This window comes from Caballeronia glebae (assembly GCF_001545035.1).
Taxonomy (GTDB): domain Bacteria; phylum Pseudomonadota; class Gammaproteobacteria; order Burkholderiales; family Burkholderiaceae; genus Caballeronia; species Caballeronia glebae.
Map to the genome: position 1 here is coordinate 241,961 of NZ_FCOJ02000001.1, position 18,457 is coordinate 260,417.

General features: G+C 60.2%; 14 protein-coding genes, 2 pseudogenes and 1 other annotated feature. Of the genes and pseudogenes, 11 read left to right on the forward strand and 5 right to left on the reverse strand.

Annotated elements, in window-relative coordinates:
- Positions 1–16: 16 nt before the first annotated feature.
- Complete coding sequence (locus tag AWB82_RS01165; RefSeq protein ID WP_086964963.1) at positions 17–523, reverse strand: M48 metallopeptidase family protein; 507 nt, start codon at positions 521–523, stop codon at positions 17–19.
- A 265-nt stretch (positions 524–788) separates the two neighbouring features.
- Here AWB82_RS01165 and AWB82_RS01170 point away from each other — a divergent pair, with 265 nt between their 5' ends.
- Positions 789–1,304, forward strand: coding sequence for a metal-dependent hydrolase (locus AWB82_RS01170; protein WP_086964965.1), 516 nt, complete (start codon positions 789–791; stop codon positions 1,302–1,304).
- Positions 1,305–1,331: 27 nt separating this feature from the next.
- On the forward strand, positions 1,332–1,826 hold the full coding sequence (locus AWB82_RS01175) for an LEA type 2 family protein (protein WP_086964967.1): 495 nt from the start codon (positions 1,332–1,334) through the stop codon (positions 1,824–1,826).
- 20 nt (positions 1,827–1,846) lie between these two features.
- Here the strand turns inward: AWB82_RS01175 and AWB82_RS01180 are convergent, their stop codons facing one another.
- Entirely contained in the window at positions 1,847–2,272 is a 426-nt protein-coding gene (locus tag AWB82_RS01180; protein WP_086964969.1) for a cupin domain-containing protein, read from the reverse strand.
- Positions 2,273–2,493: 221 nt separating this feature from the next.
- Here AWB82_RS01180 and AWB82_RS01185 point away from each other — a divergent pair, with 221 nt between their 5' ends.
- The gene (locus tag AWB82_RS01185) at positions 2,494–7,359 is read left to right on the forward strand and encodes an NAD-glutamate dehydrogenase (protein WP_086964971.1); all 4,866 of its coding nucleotides are present in this window, start codon (positions 2,494–2,496) and stop codon (positions 7,357–7,359) included.
- Between the two features lie 95 nt (positions 7,360–7,454).
- Here AWB82_RS01185 and AWB82_RS01190 read toward each other — a convergent pair whose 3' ends face one another.
- The gene (locus tag AWB82_RS01190; protein ID WP_086964973.1) at positions 7,455–9,119 is read right to left on the reverse strand and encodes an acetolactate synthase large subunit; all 1,665 of its coding nucleotides are present in this window, start codon (positions 9,117–9,119) and stop codon (positions 7,455–7,457) included.
- Between the two features lie 67 nt (positions 9,120–9,186).
- Positions 9,187–10,116: an AEC family transporter gene (locus tag AWB82_RS01195; protein ID WP_086964975.1), complete on the reverse strand. Its 930-nt coding sequence runs from the start codon at positions 10,114–10,116 to the stop codon at positions 9,187–9,189.
- A gap of 343 nt (positions 10,117–10,459) precedes the next feature.
- Here AWB82_RS01195 and AWB82_RS01200 point away from each other — a divergent pair.
- Positions 10,460–11,736, forward strand: a pseudogene (locus AWB82_RS01200) (IS5 family transposase).
- 40 nt (positions 11,737–11,776) lie between these two features.
- Here AWB82_RS01200 and AWB82_RS01205 read toward each other — a convergent pair.
- On the reverse strand, positions 11,777–12,763 hold the full coding sequence (locus AWB82_RS01205; RefSeq protein ID WP_143756665.1) for a hypothetical protein: 987 nt from the start codon (positions 12,761–12,763) through the stop codon (positions 11,777–11,779).
- Between the two features lie 301 nt (positions 12,764–13,064).
- On the opposite strand from AWB82_RS01205, the gene AWB82_RS01210 reads away from it, so the two are divergent.
- From AWB82_RS01210 to AWB82_RS01240, 7 genes and pseudogenes are all read left to right on the forward strand, one after another.
- Positions 13,065–13,268, forward strand: a complete 204-nt coding sequence (locus AWB82_RS01210; protein ID WP_143756666.1) for a hypothetical protein — start codon at positions 13,065–13,067, stop codon at positions 13,266–13,268.
- A 274-nt stretch (positions 13,269–13,542) separates the two neighbouring features.
- Positions 13,543–14,850 carry a zinc metalloprotease gene (locus tag AWB82_RS36905; RefSeq protein WP_143756667.1) on the forward strand — a complete coding sequence of 436 codons (1,308 nt, stop codon included), beginning with the start codon at positions 13,543–13,545 and terminating at the stop codon, positions 14,848–14,850.
- Positions 14,851–14,883: 33 nt separating this feature from the next.
- A complete protein-coding gene (locus AWB82_RS01220) occupies positions 14,884–15,651 on the forward strand; it encodes a hypothetical protein (RefSeq protein ID WP_235023122.1) in 768 nt (255 codons plus the stop codon).
- Positions 15,652–15,707: 56 nt separating this feature from the next.
- Positions 15,708–16,349: pseudogene (locus AWB82_RS38180) on the forward strand (IS3 family transposase); the annotation flags it as partial.
- Positions 15,986–16,100: a sequence feature (AL1L pseudoknot), on the forward strand. Its footprint overlaps the pseudogene before it by 115 nt.
- Before the next feature lie 156 nt (positions 16,350–16,505).
- The gene (locus AWB82_RS01230; RefSeq protein ID WP_086964986.1) at positions 16,506–17,177 is read left to right on the forward strand and encodes a CsgG/HfaB family protein; all 672 of its coding nucleotides are present in this window, start codon (positions 16,506–16,508) and stop codon (positions 17,175–17,177) included.
- Between the two features lie 22 nt (positions 17,178–17,199).
- The gene (locus AWB82_RS01235; protein WP_086964988.1) at positions 17,200–17,562 is read left to right on the forward strand and encodes a DUF4810 domain-containing protein; all 363 of its coding nucleotides are present in this window, start codon (positions 17,200–17,202) and stop codon (positions 17,560–17,562) included.
- Positions 17,563–17,571: 9 nt separating this feature from the next.
- Positions 17,572–18,246: a DUF799 domain-containing protein gene (locus tag AWB82_RS01240; protein WP_086964990.1), complete on the forward strand. Its 675-nt coding sequence runs from the start codon at positions 17,572–17,574 to the stop codon at positions 18,244–18,246.
- The last annotated feature ends 211 nt before the right edge of the window (positions 18,247–18,457 follow it).

The following is an 18,457-nucleotide window of genomic DNA, read 5'->3' on the forward strand; positions in this document are numbered from 1 at the left end:
TGCGTTGCAGCGATGCTCACGCCACTTTCGTGCGAAGCAAGTCGCGATGCGTGAGATAGAGGCGCAAATCGAACTCGATCTGATGGTAGCCCGGCTGCATCAACTCGCACAGCCGATAGAACGCCTTGTTGTGATCGCTTTCCTTCAGATGCGCAAGCTCGTGCACGACGATCATTCGAAGAAACTCCGGCGCGGTGTCCCGGAAGAGCGACGCGATGCGGATCTCCTTCTTTGCCTTGAGCTTCGCGCCTTGCACGCGCGAGATCGCGGTATGCAGGCCGAGCGCGTGACGCAGCACGTCGAGCTTGCTGTCGTAGAAGACCTTGTCGATCGCGGGCGCGACGCGCAGGAATTCCTGCTTCAGATCTGAGCAATATTCATAGAGCGCGCGATCGGACTGGACGACGTGCTTGTTCGGATAGCGTGCGTCGAGATAAACGCCCAGTTGTTGCTGGGCAATCAGTCGGCGCACTTTCTCCTGCAGCACGTTCGGGTAGGCGCTCAGGTATTTCAGGTGTTGCATGACGGCCGGATTCGGATAGATAGTTCAATGCCAGCGTGCGCCAAGGCGGGCGTGGGACGCATCGAGCAGCGTCCCGCAGCATCGCTTTGCGCAGCGATCTCTAGCAACCATTTTAGTCAACGGCGCGCCGCCTCGCCGTCGCGGTGAGCACAGTCGTGTTTCGACGCGCGAAATTGCGTAAGTTTATGTTTCAGGCTGGTTCCGACCCCAGCGCGCGTGCGAACATGCGCGCTCTTCAGGCAAGGGCAACGAGGCGGGTTTCTTCATGGCATCGAGCAAGGCTCATCATGCAACGGGATGGGCGGCGGGCATCATCGCGGCGGCGATCGTGATGCATCCGGTGACGGCGGGCAGCGCGCCGGTTTTGTCCGGCGTGCTCGCGCTGCTGGCGGGCGTCGCCGGCGCGACCGCGCCCGACTGGCTCGAAGTTGCGTGGTGGACGCGCGCGCGCAGGTTGTGGATCACGCATCGCACGCTCACGCACTGGGGCATTGGCTGGGCCGCGCTGCTCGCGCTTTCGTATCACTTCCTCGGACGGCATCCGGCGGCGCCCATCGCGTTCGGCTTCGCGTGCGGCGGCCTCATGCATCTCTTCGCGGACTGGCCGAATCCGCTCGGCGTGCCGTGGATCGCGGCGCGCCACTCGCTCAATCTCTGGACGAGCGGGCATTGCGATCTGATCGTCGTGGCGGCTGCGTGGGCTGCGGCGCTTTTCGTCGTCGACGATGTCTGGTTTCATCATGTCTACGGCCGCATGCTGCTCGACGCGCTGCACATTTAACCTGACATCGCGAGGAGTCACGTTCTCATGCAATCGAATCCCACACGCAATCGCTTCGTTCTCTTCTTCGCTGCTCTTTTCGCGATGCTCGCGCTCGGCGGCTGCGCGGGCCTCTTCAATCGCGACGCGATGCGCGTGAGCGTCGCGGGCATCGAACCGCTCGACGGGCAGGGGCTCGAAATGCGTTTCGCCGTGAAGCTGCGCGTGCAGAACCCGAACGATGCGCCGATCGACTTCGACGGCGTCGCGCTCGATCTCGACCTCAACGGCCGCGCCTTCGCGAGCGGCGTGAGCGATCAGCACGGCACGGTGCCGCGTTTCGGCGAGACGGTGCTGTCCGTGCCGGTGTCGGTGTCGGCATTCTCGGTCGCGCGCCAGGCGTTCGGCTTCGCAAGCGGCGATGCGGTCAGCAAGGTTTCGTATGCGGTGCGTGGCAAGCTCGCGGGCGGCGCGTTCGGCGGCGCGCGTTTTAGCGATAGCGGCTACGTCGATCTTCCCGGCATGGGCGCGTCCGGCTACTAGGGCGCCAACTAGGGCGCCGACTAGGGCGCCGACGCTTCCCGCGGATCGTAGGGCACGACGCGATCCGCCTCGTTCGCGTCGTTGCGGGCGATCACCGCGCGAGCCGGCTGCGTCGCGCTCAGATTGACCGGCTGATGCGGCACGCCGGGCGGAATGAACACGAAGTCGCCCGGCTCGTTAATGACCGATTCCGCCAGCCCCGGCCCATAGCGCGTCTCGATGCGCCCTTCCAGAATGTAGATGCCCGTCTCGTAGCCCACATGGACATGCGGCTCGCCATGTCCGCCCGGCGGCACGACGACGAGATGCATCGCGAGTCCGCGCGTGCCCGCCGTCGCCGCCGAAAGCCCGATGAAATACGGCAGATGCTGAACCGTCGCGAGTTTTTCCTGCGGCCGCACCGTGACGACCGTCTGCTGCGCTGTCTCTTGCGTGGTGTCCTGCATGGCGATTCCTCCGTGAGCCGCGTGGCCGATATCGACAATAGCCGAAAGCCGATGTCGCGCAAAGGTCACGCGACACGGCTAATGTAGCCAGGACGGGCGCACCGTCTTTGTGCAACCGCACATGTCCGACTCGCGAGCGAAGGCCCGGGCCGGCGCATAATCTCCCTGATTCGAAGAGCGTGCCGCAATCGCACCGCAACCGGAAGCCTCGGGAGGACACCATGCTGGTCAAGAACGAAGCGCGGGTCGAACAGGTAATAAACGATCTTCTCGAATTCGCGAAAGGGCGATTGCCGGAGCCAACCTTCAAGGTTATCGAGCCGCTTCTTCGCTATTACTACGAGCAGGTCGATGTCGAGGATATCGCGAGCCGCGATGTCGCCGATCTCTACGGCGCAGCAATGGCGCACTGGCAGACGGCGCAGAAGTTCGTGCCGGGGCGCGAGGTGCTGCGTGTCTACAACCCCAATCTCGAACAGCACGGCTGGCACTCGGATCATACGGTCGTCGAGATCGTCAACGACGACATGCCGTTTCTCGTCGATTCGGTGACGATGGAGCTCAACCGCCTGGGCCTCGCGCTGCATTCGGCGATTCATCCGGTGTTTCGCGTCTGGAGCGCGGGCAAGGGCGCGCATGCGGGCGAGATCGAGCGCATCGGGCAGGGTCATGCCGAAGCGGGCGACGGTAACTCCGAGCTCGAATCGTTCATCCATTTCGAAGTGAATCGCTGTGGCGAGGGCGAGCGCCTGAACGAAGTGCGCGACAACATCGCGCGCGTGCTCGGCGACGTGCGCGCGGCCGTGGAGGACTGGCCGAAGGTCACGGAGGCGGCGCGTATCGCGATCGGCGATCTGAAGACGCGCGACACGACGCCCGATGGCATCGAGTCCCGCGCGTTCCTCGAATGGATGGTCGCGGACCATTTCACTTTCCTCGGCTGCCGCGATTACGAACTGGTCGAGCACGAAGGCGGCTTCGCGTTGCGCGGCGTGCCGGGCTCGGGTCTGGGCATTCTGCGCGAGACTTTGCGCGCGCCCTCCGACGGCGATGTCACGCCGTTGCCGCCGGGCGCGGCCGCGATCATCGAAGGCGCGGCGCCGATCTTTCTGACGAAGGCGAATTCGCGCGCGACGGTGCATCGGCCGGGCTATCTCGACTATGTCGGCGTGAAGCGCACGTCGGCCGATGGCAAGGTGACAGGCGAGCGGCGCTTTCTCGGGCTGTATACGTCGACGGCGTATCTCGTGCCCACGTCAGAAATCCCGATCGTGCGCCGCAAGTGCGCGAACATCGTGCGGCGCGCGGGCTTTCTCGCGAAAGGGCATCTGGCGAAGTCGCTCATCACGGTGCTGGAGCAGTATCCGCGCGACGAGTTGTTCCAGGCCGACGAAGACGTGCTTTTCGACATCGCCATCGGCGTGCTGCGCTTGCAGGAACATCAGCGCACGCGGCTTTTCGTGCGACGCGACCGTTTCGACCGCTTCGTGTCGTGCCTCGTCTTCGTGCCGCGCGACAAGTTCAACACCGACCTGCGCCGCCGCATCAGCAAGGTTCTGATGGAAGCGTTCAACGGCAAGAGCATCGAGTTCACGCCGCTGCTTTCCGAATCGCCGCTCGCGCGCATTCATATCGTCGTGCGCGCCGACCGGGGCGCGATGCCGGAAGTCGATACGCGCGAACTCGAAGCGCGCATCGTGCAGGTCGCGCGCCGCTGGCAGGACGATCTCGCCGATGCGCTCATCGACAGTCACGGCGAGGAAGCGGGCAACCGGCTCTTGCAGCGTTATGCCGATTCGTTCCCGGCCGGTTATCGCGAGGACTATCCGGCGCGCACGGCGGTACGCGACATCGAACTGATCGAGGCGACGCACACGCGCCCGGGCGGTTTGTCGATGAGCCTGTACCGGCCGATCGAAGCCGGACGCCGCGCGTTTCGCTTCAAGGTGTATCGCGTCGGCGATCCGATCGCGCTGTCGCACAGCCTGCCGATGCTGGAACACCTCGGCGTGCGTGTGGATGAAGAACGTCCGTATCTCATCGAGCCGACCGGCGCGCCGAACGCGTGGATTCACGATTTCGGCCTCGAATTGCAGGACGATGTCGACTTCGATATCGACCGCGTGAAGCCGCTCTTCGAGAATGCGTTCGCGAGCGTGTGGTCGGGCGAGATCGAGAACGACGACTACAACCGTCTCGTGCTGCGCGCGGAGTTCGGTGCGCGCGACGTGACGATCATGCGCGCCTATGCAAAATATCTGCGCCAGGTCGGCTCGACTTTCAGCGACGCGTATATCGAGCGCGCGCTGATCGGCAATCCGCAGATTGCGAGGAAGTTGCTGCAACTCTTCATGGTGCGTTTCGATCCGGCGCGCGGCGGCTCGGCGGAAGATCGCGAGAAGACCGCCGAACGCGTGCTCGCCGATATCGAAGCGGCGCTCGACAAAGTGCCGAATCTCGACGAAGACCGCATCCTGCGCCAGTTCCTTGGCGTTATCACGGCGACGGTGCGCACGAATCATTTTCATCGCGATGCGCACGGCGAGCCGCGCCCGTATGTGTCGTTCAAGCTCGATCCGTCGAAAGTGCCGGGCTTGCCCGAACCGAAACCTATGTTCGAAATCTGGGTCTATGCGCCGCGCGTGGAGGGCGTGCATTTGCGTGGCGGGCGTGTTGCGCGCGGCGGGCTGCGCTGGTCGGACAGGCGCGAAGACTTCCGCACCGAAGTGCTCGGTCTGATGAAAGCGCAGATGGTGAAGAACACGGTAATCGTGCCGGTGGGATCGAAGGGCGGCTTCGTCGTGAAGAACCCGCCGCCGGTTTCGGATCGCGAGGCGTTCCTCAATGAAGGCGTCGCGTGCTATCAGATGTTCCTGCGCGGCCTGCTCGACGTGACCGACAACCGCACGCCCGATGGCATCGTGCCGCCGCCCGACGTCGTGCGCCACGATCCCGACGATCCGTATCTCGTCGTCGCCGCCGACAAAGGCACGGCGACGTTCTCCGACTACGCGAACGCGATCGCGCACGAATACGGCTTCTGGCTCGACGACGCCTTCGCGTCCGGCGGCTCGGTCGGCTACGACCACAAGAAGATGGGCATCACCGCGCGCGGCGCGTGGGAATCGGTGAAGCGTCATTTTCGCGAGACGAACTTCGACACGCAGACGACCGATTTCACCGTGGTCGGCGTCGGCGACATGTCCGGCGACGTGTTCGGCAACGGCATGCTGCTGTCGCGTCATATCAGGTTGATCGCGGCGTTCGATCATCGGCATGTGTTTCTCGATCCCACGCCCGACGCGGCGACGAGCTTCGAGGAACGCGCGCGTCTTTTCGCGCTGCCGCGTTCGAGCTGGGCCGACTACGATTCCGCGCTGATCTCAACGGGCGGCGGCGTTTATCCGCGCACGGCGAAGTCGATTCCGGTCTCGCCGCAAGTGCAGGCGGCGCTCGGCATCAGCGCGTCGGTGCTCGCGCCGAACGAGCTGATTCGCGCGATCCTGCTCGCCGAAGCGGATCTGCTTTATAACGGCGGCGTCGGCACTTATGTGAAGTCGAGCGCGGAGACGCATCAGCAAGTCGGCGATCGCACGAATGACGCCGTGCGCGTGAACGGCGCGGAACTGCGCGCGAAGGTCGTCGCGGAAGGCGGCAATCTCGGGCTCACGCAACTCGGGCGCATCGAGTTCGCGCAGAAGGGCGGGCGCATCAACACGGATGCGATCGACAATTCAGCAGGCGTAGATTGTTCGGATCACGAAGTAAATATCAAGATCCTGCTCGGCCTCGTCGTCGCGGATGGCGAGATGACCGAGAAGCAGCGCAACGCGTTGCTCGCCGAGATGACCGATGAAGTCGGCCTGCTCGTGCTGAACGACAACTACGCGCAGACGCAGGCGCTGTCGATCGCAAAGCGCCATGAAGCCGAGACGCTCGACGCCGAAGCGCGCATGATGCGCTTCCTCGAACGCGCGGGACGCCTGAAGCGCCGGATCGAGTTCCTGCCGAACGACGACGACATCGCCGAGCGCGCCGCGTCGAAGTCCGGGCTCACGTCGCCTGAGCGCGCGGTGCTGCTCGCCTACGGCAAGATGTGGCTCTACGACGAACTGCTCGAATCGGACGTGCCCGAAGACGCGCTCGTCGCGGACTTGCTGCCCGAGTACTTCCCGAAGCCCTTGCAGCAACGCTATAGCGACACCATGCAGCGCCATCCGCTGAAGCGCGAGATTCTCGCGACGCATCTGACGAATGCGCTCGTGAATCGCGTGGGCTGCACCTTCGTGCATCGGCTGATGGAGGAGACCGATGCGCGCCCGAGCGACATCGTGCGCGCGGCGCTCATGTCGCGCGATGTCTTCGATCTCGACGATTTGTGGCGCAGCATCGACGGTCTCGACAATATCGTCGCGGATGAAGTGCAGGCGCGCATGTTCGTCGATGTCGTGCGTCTGCTCGACGATACGTCGCTCTGGTTCCTGCGTCATCTGAAGCACAACGGCTCCGGCGCGCACGAGGCGAGGGGCGTGCTCGCGCGCTGCCGCGAGGCCGCTCAACGGCTCGCGCCGCAACTGCCGGCGCTCTTGCCCGCGACACAACTCGACGCGTGGTATGCGCGCCGGCGCGATCTGGAGGATGCGGGCGTCGAGAGCACGCTCGCGGCGCGCGTCGCGAGCGGGGAGATCGCGACCGCCGTGCTCGACAGCGCGGAAGTGGCGGCGTGCTCCGGGCGCAGTCTGGAGGTCGTCGCGAGCGTGTACTTCGGCATCGGCACCTTGCTCGACTATCGCGGTATCGCCGAACGGGCGATGGCGCTGCCGATCACGACGCATTGGGATCTGCTTGCGCGTGCGGCCGCGCTGGAGGAACTCACGCGTTTGAAGCGCGCGCTGACGGTGAGTGCGCTCGACCAATCGCGCGGCATCGACGAGCCGGATGTGATCGTGGAGAGTTGGCGCGCGAAGCGGCAGGACGCGCTGGACCGCTATACGCGGCTCTTGGCGGAGTTGCGGGCGAGCGGCGGGGCGAGCTTGTCGATGCTGCTCGTGGTCGTGAGGGAAATGGCGGTGCTTGAGCGGGCGTAGCTTCGCTGTATTGCGCAGGCAAGGGAGCGCGCCCGGCGCGCCTTCGATCACGCCGCTTCCCGTGGGGAGCGGCGTGATCAGGCTCGACGCAGCGGTTACAACGTGATCGTCAGCTCGCCCAGCTTCTTCACCAGCTTCATGTTTTCCCGATAGTCAACCGGGCATGCGATGACCGACACGCCGCCGTCGTTCAAGGCCCGTTCGAGCGTGGGCAGAAGCTCGCTGGCGGCGTCGATGTGATAGCCCTTCGCGCCGAAGCTGCGCGCGTACTGCACGAAATCCGGGTTGCCGAAGTCAACGGTGTCGTGCGCGCCTTCCTCGATATCCATCTTCCACTTGATCAGGCCATAGCTGCCATCGACCCAGACCAGCACCACCAGCGGAATGTTCTCGCGCACCGCCGTTTCGATCTCCTGCGAGTTCATCAGGAAGGCGCCATCGCCCATCACCGCCAGAACCTTGCGGTCCGGGCAGGCAAGCCTTGCGCCGATGGCGCCCGGCAGCGCGAAAGCCATGGTCGACAGGCCGTTCGACGTCAGGCAGGCGAGCGGCTCGTAGGTCGGGTAAAGGCGCGCCATCCACATCTTGATTGCGCCAGTGTCCGCGAGAACGATGTCCTTGTCGCCCATCGCCGCGCGAATGTCCGCGACGATGCGTTGCGGCTTGAGCGGAAACGCGTCGTCGGCGCGGCCTTGATCCAGCTCGTCTTGCTTCAGTGCGCGAATCTTCGATTCGTTGGGCGTCGCGTGCAGCGGCGCTTCGCCGAGCGCGTCGGTGAGCGCGGCGAGCGCCAGCCCGATGTCGGACGCGATGCTGATCTCGGGCCGGTAGCAGGCGTCGATATCGGAAGCGAACGTGTTGATGTGGATGATCTTCTTGTCCTGATGCGGGTTCATCTTCTGCGGCAGGAACTCCTGTAGCTCATAGCCGACGCACAGAATGACATCCGCCTGATCGAACGCGAAATTCTCGTAGTCGTGGCGCATGAAGCCCATGACGCCCAGCGAATGCGGGCTGCGATCGCTGATTGTTCCTTTGCCCATGAACGTGGTCGCGACAGGAATGCGATAGCGCTCGGCCAACGCGTTCAGCGCTGGCGCACAGCCGCCCCGCGCGACGCCGTGGCCGGCCAGGATCACCGGATAGCGCGCGTCACGCAGCATTCTGGCCGCCTTGCCGACCAGCTCGGGCGCGGGATAGCTCTTGCTCTCGCAGCCTGCCGGGAACGGGGCAAGACCTTCGGGCATCGGCATCGCCTCGACATCCTCCGGCACGGCCAGATAAGCCGCGCCTGGGCGCTCCCGCTGGGCGACGCTGAAGGCCTTGCGGATCATTTCCGGCACGGCATGGGGGCTCGAAACGGTATCCGCCCATTTGGTGACGGGCTTGAACATCGAGACCAGATCGACGATCTGATGTGATTCCTTGTAGATCCGGTTCAGGCCGACCTGAGCCGAAATGGCGACCAGGGGACTGGAATCGGTCTGCGCATCGGCGACGCCCAGCAGCAGATTGATGGCGCCCGGTCCCAGCGTGGCCGCGCAGACACCGGCTTTGCCCGTCAAGCGGCCATAAATATCCGCCATGAACGAAGCAGCCTGTTCGTGACGAACCAGAATGAAGCGGATTTTTTCGGATGCAGTGATGGCCCTTATCAGCTTTATATTTTCTTCGCCGGGAATGCCGAAGACATATTCGACGCCCTCGGCTTCGAGGCAGGATACGATAAACTCGGCGACAGTCTGACTTTCTTTCTGCATTTTGAGACCTTGAATAGAATCGTTTTATTTAACGAGCGCTGGCGGTTTGCCGACAATGGGTCAGTCGTTAGTGAAAGTAGTAGAGAAAGCCGCCCATTGTCAGAATGGAGAGAACCGTGCTGAAGAAAAGGATCGATGCTATTTCCTGTTCCGCAGTCTTGTATTGGACGGCAAGCATCACGCAGATGGAAGCGGTCGGAATGGACAAGGTAATCACGGAGATTTTCATGGTTATGGCATTCGCGCCGATAGCCAGACTGACCGCGATAATCGCCAGCGGAAGCAGGACATTCTTGAGCAAGACTGAAATGGCCACCGTGCGATTGAAAGCGACGTGATACGAGTACAGAATGACGCCCGACGCGAACAGCGCGACGCCGCCGGTCGCCCCGCCCAGCAATTGCAGCGACGAACGGACCGCATCCGGAATATGCACGTTTGCCAGCAACAGCGCGAATGCGAGAATGGGCGCCCACACCACCGGCTCCTTGATCGTATGGAGAAGGTTGTCTCCGAACGACATTCGCTTTGCTCCATTCCCGGAACTTTTCGAGAGCAACAGCAAGGTCACCGGCACCTGAACAAGATTCATGATGATGCTGCTTAAGGCGATGGGAACCGTGCTGAGATTGCCGAATAAATGGCCGAGCACCGGAACGCCGACAAACGGAACTCCCGGGCCCGCAGTGGCCAGAGCGAGCAGAGCGGACATTGAAGTGGATCGGCGAAACAGGTAGCGCGCCAACAGGAATATCACGGCATAGCCGCCGACCATTCCTGCGAGCAGGAGCATCGCGATCGTGCCTTGCGCCAGAAGTACTTCCCGGGGTATGCCCATCATCCCGGAGAACAAGCTGAGCGGCAATGCATAAAGCATTACCATGCGGTTCAGAATGGCGCCCTGAGTGGAATCGAAATCGTGGTGCCACCCGGCGAGAAATCCAAATAATAATGTAATGACAATAGGTAATAATGCCGCGATTATGGTTTCGGCCATAGATGGTTTCCTGAGAAAAAAGACGTTGCCGCCAAAATGGTGACTTGCTTTATTGCGGATGAATGGCGAGAGGTTGAACCTTCGCGCTGAACGTAGCTATACGATATTTCTGTGCGGGATTTGAAGTAAGTGCCCCAGTATAAATCGCGGCATTTTTGAGAAACAGGTTATCCAATGGAACATTCTGCCGCACGCGCTCTGTAGTCCTTTGCCTATAGAGTCGGCCCTGAATAATCGGCTAAGTCTTTACTGACGGGCGTTTAAGGGCGAAACCGGATTGCCGGGTATGGGCATATTCATGCTTGAAGCCCTGCAAATTCTGACTAGGTCCGAATGGGTGCGAATGGGTCCGAAAGCACGCGTGACAGAGCGAGATTTCTTCCGCCAACCGCTGCTTGAGCAGATCAATTTGAAGCATCCCTTGGTGCGCTTGGCCGGCTTGATCGATTGGGAGCGACTGGGCACGGCGATGAGTGAGAGCTTCGTATCCAGTGCCTGACGACCCGCGACATCACCGCGCTTGATCGCGAACACGCATCTGAGCTGTCTGATGAGGACGTCGTGTGGCAATGGGTCGAGAACCCCAATTGGCAGGTCTTCACTGGCGAGACGTTCCTGCAAACCGAGCCGCCGATCGATCCTTCGAGCCTGACATGCTGGCGCAAGCGAGTTGGTTAAGCGGGCGTCGAAGAGCTGTTGGCGGCTACGATTGAGGCCGCCAAACGTGCAGGCGTGATCGTCGACACTACGGTAATGCCCAAGGCAATTGCCAATCCAACCGATTCACGCTTGCTGGAGCGGTGCCGTGAACATCTGGTCAAAGCCGCCGCGGGCCACGGACTCAAGCTCAGACAGAACTACAACCGCGAGGCGCCGCGTCTTGCACTGCAGATTGGCCGCTACGCCCACGTCAAGCAGTACAAGCGCATGAGGAAAGCGTTGCGCAAGCTGCGCTCGCGTGTGGGAAGGGTGATGCGCGATGTCGAACGGCAAGTCGACCGAGCGTCGGACTCGGGTCGCGTTGCGCTGCGGGAACTGCTTGCCCGTACGAAGCGGATTGTGTCGCAGAAGCCAAAGGACAAGAACAAGCTGTACGCACTGCATGCACCGGAAGTCGAGTGTTTGGTCAAAGGAAAGATTCGTATACCATACGAATTTGGCGTGAAGGTGTCGATCACGACGACTCACAAGGAAGGGCTGGTCATTGGCGCTCGCTCAATGCCGGGCAATCCGTACTGGGCACACGCTGGCTGAGGCGTTGGAGCAGGCGGCAATTCTGAGCGATGTAAGTCCAGAAGTGGCGATTGTGGATCGCGGCTACAAGGGCGTCGCGATCGACGGTGTGAAGGTCTACCACCCGGGATTGCGACGCGGCATCGCGGATGGCTTGCGCGCGATGATCCGGCGACGCAGCGCCATTGAGCCTGCGATCGGACACATGAAGGCGGACGGCAAGCGCGATCGGAATTGGCTCAAGGGTCCCTTGGCGATGCGATTCATGCGGTGCTATGTGGTGCGGGCCACAACCTGCGGATGATCCTGCGCAGGCTGCGGCTTTTTTACGCCCTGATTCTCGTCGCCTTGCTTAACGCTCACACCGGTGCGCCGTCGGCAACATAGTTTCATCGGGCGACAAAACGAATTGTTCAGGGCGGACTAGCTACTCCTGTTGGGGTTGACTGGGTTGGGACGGCCCTGCCTGCGGCGAAGCGCCGGGTGGTCCGCCTTGCGCCGCCTGCGGCTGCGCGGGCGTCTGCTGCGCCGGAAACTGGTCGAGCGGCACACCTGCGGCCGTCAGCGCCTGATCGATGGCCCACTGCATGGCCGGGGGGCTGACCTGACCCGTCTGCGCGAGCTGGGCGATGAAACCCAAGGTGTCCTGTGTCTGCTGCTTGTTGACTTCCTTCTGCAACAAGCCACTTGTTCCGCGTGCCTTGACCTTCGCATCGCCCTTGATCGTCGGGTCGGGGTCGAAGCGCATGTTGTAGTTGAAGTACGCGGTGCCGAGCGGTTCGAAGAGATCGATGTCGAGGTTCGTCCGGCTCGACTGCACACCCTTGAGCGCGTTGCCGTAGAGCGCCATGATGTCTCTGAACGTCCGGTTCACGCCCGTGCCGATGGGTTGCCCTGAAAGCGCGGCAGGCAGGCCGGTCCAGCGGTCCACCAACTCAAGCCAGTATTGCAGGAGGTTGGTCAACTGCGAGGTGATGTTCGGCCCGGTATGGAAATAGTGCGCGGGCCTGCCGCCTCCGGTGATGTCGGGATCGGTCGGCACCATCGTGCCCGCCATGACATTGCCGATCTGGTCCTGCGCCATATAGCGCTGGATGCGGCTGAAATCGACTTCGCCGAGCGGCGCATCCGAATACCCGACGTTCTCCAGCAAGCCCCGCAGCGACGCCATGAAGCAGCGTTCAAACGGACGAACGATCTGCCCGAGGCCATAGCCCGCCAACTTTCCCGGCATGCGCTGGTAGGCGCTTGCGTAGATTGGACGGGCCGTGCTGTCCGGATTGGGATTGATGAGCAGCTTGAGGGTCCAGTAGCCCAGCACCACGGCCTGCACCTCGTAATACTGATCGTCATCGACGGACAGCCCATAGGGCCGCAGTTCGCGCCCGGAGAGCATGCCGAAGTGGCGCATCACGTCGATGCTCTCGTCCAGGCCCCAAAGCCCCGAACTGATGACGCGGCCACGACGTTTTTCTGGATATAGCCCGGCAGGCGCGCGCTTTGCAGCAGCGCGCGTTTGGTCATGCGGTCGCGCACGATGTCAAACGTCCCTTGTCCCGCAGCGGGCGAATGGGGCGACCCAGTCGTTTCGGTGCATCGAGCGTGGGAGTAGACATTGCTGGCTCCGAGCAATAATGCGCCGCTTATACTTTGAACGACCAGACAAGGCAATCGGCCTACGGAACACCTACAAGGCGTTATTAAGGATTACGGAAATGGATTTCAAGCAAGTTAACTACAAAGACGATGGTGATCTAAAAGGTACTTTGAAGCAGGTTGCAGGTGTCGCTGCGGCCTCCGCCGCTACTGCTGCTATTACGGTTGAGCTTCCTGTGATTGCAATCGCTGCGATTGGCGTCGGAGCAGGGATAGTCGCTGCTAAGACCGTGGGCGCGGTCTGGGAATTTCTCTTTGACTGAGTCCGGAATCACACAACTCTGCGTTTTTTTAACCTCCGCCTCCAAGCCACCGACTCCCCCTCGTCATCGGCCACAACGCGCGCCACGTGCGTGCAAAGACACCGGAACGCTTCGACCACACGCGAAGTCCGGCCTTTTTCAAACTCGTCGGCATAGCCCACGACGGCCAACGACGGTAAGACGCTTTCACATCGTAAAAAAAAGTGACCCACGACGATTCATTACGAAAACATAAATACACTTAACAATAGCCCTTCGGGGTTAACGTAAATCCTTGACTAACTGGAGCATTATTGTGTTTCGGCAATTGAAGATCTTCTTTATATGTTGTTTAGCAGTGTTAATGGTAGCTGGCTGCGGTGACGGGAGCGGCACGTCGAAGGAGGTGCGTTCCACTGTTCAGGCGGCGAGTACCTACGCCGGCTCGCTTCCGGAGCCGGTGGCAAAAGGCTATGCGCTCTCCACGAACATATGGCCCACGATGCCGATACCCGTCTGCTGGATGTTAGACGATGAAGAATTCGCACGCACAACTCAAGAGCGAGCCTGGACGCGCTCCGCTGTTGAGGAAACTTGGGTTGCGAATTCAGGAGCGGAGTTCGCAGGGTGGAATCAGTGCGGCCCGAACCCGCGCGTTTTCGGTGGACTGCGCATCGGTCTTCAGGAGGCCCCCTTCGATGGCGCTTTCACAATAGGACTTGGCACAGAGACGGCACGATGGATGCCGGGCATGAGACTCAAGTTCACGTTCTATGACTTTGTGTGTATCAATCAACGCGAGAATTGCATTAAATTCAATGCAGTACATGAGTTTGGTCATGCACTAGGATTCTCACATGAGCAGAATCGCGACGATACCCCTGCTTCGTGCAAACAGCATCCGCAAGGCGGCGACGGAGATACAAAGGTCGGTGCGTGGGATCTTGATTCAGTCATGAACTACTGCAATCCGATATCAATAAATTCCCACATTCCATATCGACTCAGTGCCGGTGATGTAGCGATGGTGCAAAAATTCTATGGCAAGCCGAGAACAAGGGGAACAATTTATTCACTGGCCAATTGGATCGCTCCCGTGCATATTGCCGTATTCGACTTAGCAACGCACACCTCAAAACCGGTCGTCGACTTGTCGCTAGAGAACGTCTACAAGTCTGCCCGACAGCTCATCAAAAGTGGTGATGGCACGCGCCTTTTGGTTACGCTCACACGAACGGACAATCTGACTGACTTGATTACAGTTGACACGGCTTCCAACACTGTTATCAACGTCGCACGGACCGATCTTCCCAACAACGGCGCAACCCAGATCGCTTCATCCAGAGATGGGTCAAAATATTACGCATACAATGCCACTAGCATCCGTCTCCATGATGCAAGGACCGGGGAGTTGATCAAAGAGATTAAGAACCCGCCGTACTCAGGCATGCCGAACTTTGTTCGCGAAGACCCGAATGACGGCGATAGTCTTTATGTTTCATATCCAATACAGAGACTCCGCATCTATCCGAACCCTATCTGCAAGTTGGCCCAGCGGGGGGCGGCGAACTTTATTGCAAACAAGCATAACGGAGTCCTATAATTTATAGTTCTTAACAAGTTATAGGAATCCTTAATGTCTGAAAAATTTTCGCTGGCCGTCGCAACGCCGTCTCATAGAGGACTCTTCACAACGTCCTACGTTAGCAGTCTTTGGGGATTGCAGCAATCGTGCATTGCTCGCGATACACGCATCGAACTATTGACATTGCCTAATCAGAGCATGGTCGACAGGGCAAGAAACACTCTTTCGAGCTTCTTCCTTCATAAGACCGATTTTAGTCACATGCTGTTCCTTGACGACGACATGGGCTTTAATGTTGCCGATATTATGCGCATGTTTGACTGGCTCGATTACGACGTGGTGGCCGCCATGTATCCGCGCAAGGAATTTGACTGGGCCCGAATAAAGCAGGCCGTGCTCGCAAACCCGGAGATCGACCCGACGCTTCTACCGTTGGTAGCCGGACACTACCACGGCATGCAGACGTTCCTGCAGGAGAAGGACACATTAGCGGCGGCCCTCGATGCGCCAATGCCTGTGCGTGAAATCGGTACCGGAATCATGTTGATCGCGCGTGCCTGTTTGCAGCGGCTTGTGAACGCGGAAATTCCTTACGCCGCGGCGGGCGAAGAAGGTGATTTTCCAGTTCACGAGTTTTTCATACAGAAAGTAATCGACGGACGATTGGTCGGTGAGGACTTCTATTTCTGCAATCTAGTGCGCAAGCATGGCGGTACCGTGTACGGATGTGCGTGGCCAGATGTCGTGCACACTGGTTCTTATGATTTTATAGGGAACGTGGCATCCATCGCCTCGGTATCCTCGCAATCGGAGTATTAAGAAGGTGAGCCGCCCCGGATTTGATCGAAGCTCCAACGCTTGAAGGAAATGGAGCCGTGGACAAGGCAAGCCAATCTTCCCCGAAGGTCCGAGAGTGCGCCATTCGCTTGGCGCGCGAGCAGCATGGTCACATCAGTCACTGTGGGCGGCTATAGAAACCAGTGCGGCGATGATCGGTTGTTCGAGTCAGTCGCTATTGGTCCGGGTCAAACGTGAGCAGATCGACGAGGGCGAGCGCGAGGGCGTGAACACGTCGGAACGCGAACGCCTTAAGACGCGGGAAAGTGAGAACAAGGAATTACGCCGCGCCAACCAGATTCCGAACTTTGGCGAGCGCTTTTTTTGCCAAGGCGGAGCTTGACCGCCGTCTGAAGTCCCGAAGGCCTTCGTCCATCAGCATCGTGACCCGTTCGTGTGAGTCGATCGGCAAGGTCTTGCGGATTGCATCGTCGAGTTACCAACGCCATGCGGCACGGCGTTGGGATCCGTTGAGACGCTGCGCCCGTGCAAAGCGCGACGAAGTTCTGCAACCGGAGATCAAGCGTGTTTAGCGGGCCAACATGCGGGTCTATGGCGTGCTGAAGGTCTGGAAGCAGATGAATCGGGAGGGCATTTCGGTGGCGCGCTGTACGGTCGCACGGCTGATGAAACTGCAAGATCTGCGCGGCGCGATGCGCGGTCCGCGAGGCAGCACGACGCGTGCTGCGCGCATCAGCGAGTAGTTCCCGTCGATGCCCACTTTTTAGGAATCCTCCTTCTTTTTAAAACCTTGAATTGCTAAATAATTGTCGCTTTTTTGAAAGCATCTGTCAGTCGGCAGGTGAGTTCGATATCCGATGTATTAGAGGCAATCCATGAAAATTACAAAAGGACACATCGCGGTCGTGTCTGTTGCAGCCTTGTTGAGCGGTTGCGCGACCGAAGCGTCGCACTCGGTGGCGGTGCCCCCTGTCGCGGTTTCCCAGAAGCCGTTTGCCGGCACGCCCGTGCCGGTCGCGATCGGCAAGTTCGACAACCGTTCGAGTTACATGCGTGGCGTGTTCTCGGATGGCGTCGATCGCCTCGGCAGTCAGGCGACGACCATCCTCGCAACGGCCTTGCAGCAGAGCCGTCGCTTCGCCGTGCTGGATCGCCACAACCTTGGCGAAACGAAACAGGAAGCGGGTTTTGCGAACAAGGCGCAGTCGATCCGAGGCGCGAATTACATCATTACCGGTGACGTGACCGAGTTCGGCCGCAAGGACGTCGGCGATCAGCAATTGTTCGGTATTCTCGGGCGCGGAAAGACTCAGGTGGCCTATGCGAAGGTCAGCCTGAATATCGTCGATATAACCACGTCCGAGATCGTGACGACGAGCCAGGGCGCCGGCGAATACAGCTTGTCGAGCCGGGAAGTGATCGGCTTCGGCGGAACGTCGAGTTACGACTCCACGCTCAATGGCAAGGTTCTCGATCTTGCAATCAGCGAAGCGGTCAATCATCTGGCCGAACAGGTCGACGCAGGCGCGCTAAAGGCCGCAAAGTAATTCCATTCGTTTCCATTCGAACATGATTATCAAGAATCAAAAACTGACCGGCCTCGCACTGCCGGTCGCGGTGGCGTGCGCGCTGCTGACGGGCTGCGCCACGAAAACCCCGACGCTTTATCAATGGGACGGCTATCAGCCGCAAGTCTACGAATACTTCAAGGGGCAAACGAGCCCGTCCGAGCAGATCGCCGCGCTCGAAGCGGCGCGCGAGAAAGTCTTCGCAAACGACAAGACACTGCCGCCAGGCTTTCGGGCGCATCTGGGGATGTTGTACGCGAGCGTCGGCAAGGGGGCCGAAGCTCGCCAACAACTGACCGAGGAAAAGGAGCGTTTCCCCGAGTCATCCACGTATATGGATTTTCTGTTGAGCAAACTTCAGTAAGCACCGACCATGACCTTTAATATTTCCCGCAAACTCCTCGCGGTGCTGGCGATTCTGCTGACGATGACGGCGTGCGCTACGCATTCGCCGAGCCAGACCGACTACACGGCGTTTCGCAACAGCAAGCCGCGCTCGATTCTCGTTCTGCCGCCAATCAATGATTCGGTGGAAGTCGGCGCGACATACGGCATGCTGTCCCAGATGACGATGCCGCTCGCGGAAGGCGGTTACTACGTCGTGCCGGTCGCCGAAATGGAAGAGACCTTCAAGCACAACGGCCTGACGACGGCCAACGACATCCAGAGCGTTTCGGCCGAGAAGCTACGCACGATCTTCGGCGCCGATGCCGCGTTATACACGAAGATCACGGCGTATGGCTCGTCGTACCGGGTGGTCGCGAGTACGACCGTGGTCGCGGCGGAGGCGAAGCTCGTCGATCTACGCTCGGGTGAAACGCTTTGGAGCGGCTCGGCGACGGCGAACGGGAGCGAGGTGGGCAACAACTTCAGCATCGGTTTCGGTCTCGTCGGCGCGCTCGTGGAGACTGCCGTGAAGCACGTCGTTAACGTCGCAAGCGACAAGTCCTGGCCCGTCGCGGGACTGACAAGTCAGCGCCTGCTGGCAACAGGCGGGTCGAACACTTTGCTGTACGGTCCGCGTTCGCCAAAGTACGGCACGGATTGATCGAATCAGCGGAGTCAGCAGTATCGGCGCGCCGAATCATCGGCGCGCTTTTTTATGTTAAAGAGTCGTTTCATTAATAGACATTATTAAATAAGGAATACACAGCAAATTCGTGAAGTACTGTATTCGCTCCTCCCCCGCATCGGCAACTTTGTCCGATACATGCTAGATCACATGCACGATTTCTCTGGTCGGGCACTTTACATAGCCT

Coding starts and splice junctions, on each gene's coding strand:
- AWB82_RS01220 (WP_235023122.1), top strand. CDS start 14,884: ATGTCTGAAAAATTTTCGCTGGCCGTCGCAACGCCGTCTCATAGAGGA.
- AWB82_RS01180 (WP_086964969.1), bottom strand. CDS start 2,272: ATGCAGGACACCACGCAAGAGACAGCGCAGCAGACGGTCGTCACGGTG.
- AWB82_RS01190 (WP_086964973.1), bottom strand. CDS start 9,119: ATGCAGAAAGAAAGTCAGACTGTCGCCGAGTTTATCGTATCCTGCCTC.
- AWB82_RS01240 (WP_086964990.1), top strand. CDS start 17,572: ATGACCTTTAATATTTCCCGCAAACTCCTCGCGGTGCTGGCGATTCTG.
- AWB82_RS01235 (WP_086964988.1), top strand. CDS start 17,200: ATGATTATCAAGAATCAAAAACTGACCGGCCTCGCACTGCCGGTCGCG.
- AWB82_RS01165 (WP_086964963.1), bottom strand. CDS start 523: ATGCAACACCTGAAATACCTGAGCGCCTACCCGAACGTGCTGCAGGAG.
- AWB82_RS01170 (WP_086964965.1), top strand. CDS start 789: ATGGCATCGAGCAAGGCTCATCATGCAACGGGATGGGCGGCGGGCATC.
- AWB82_RS01175 (WP_086964967.1), top strand. CDS start 1,332: ATGCAATCGAATCCCACACGCAATCGCTTCGTTCTCTTCTTCGCTGCT.
- AWB82_RS01185 (WP_086964971.1), top strand. CDS start 2,494: ATGCTGGTCAAGAACGAAGCGCGGGTCGAACAGGTAATAAACGATCTT.
- AWB82_RS01195 (WP_086964975.1), bottom strand. CDS start 10,116: ATGGCCGAAACCATAATCGCGGCATTATTACCTATTGTCATTACATTA.
- AWB82_RS01230 (WP_086964986.1), top strand. CDS start 16,506: ATGAAAATTACAAAAGGACACATCGCGGTCGTGTCTGTTGCAGCCTTG.
- AWB82_RS01210 (WP_143756666.1), top strand. CDS start 13,065: ATGGATTTCAAGCAAGTTAACTACAAAGACGATGGTGATCTAAAAGGT.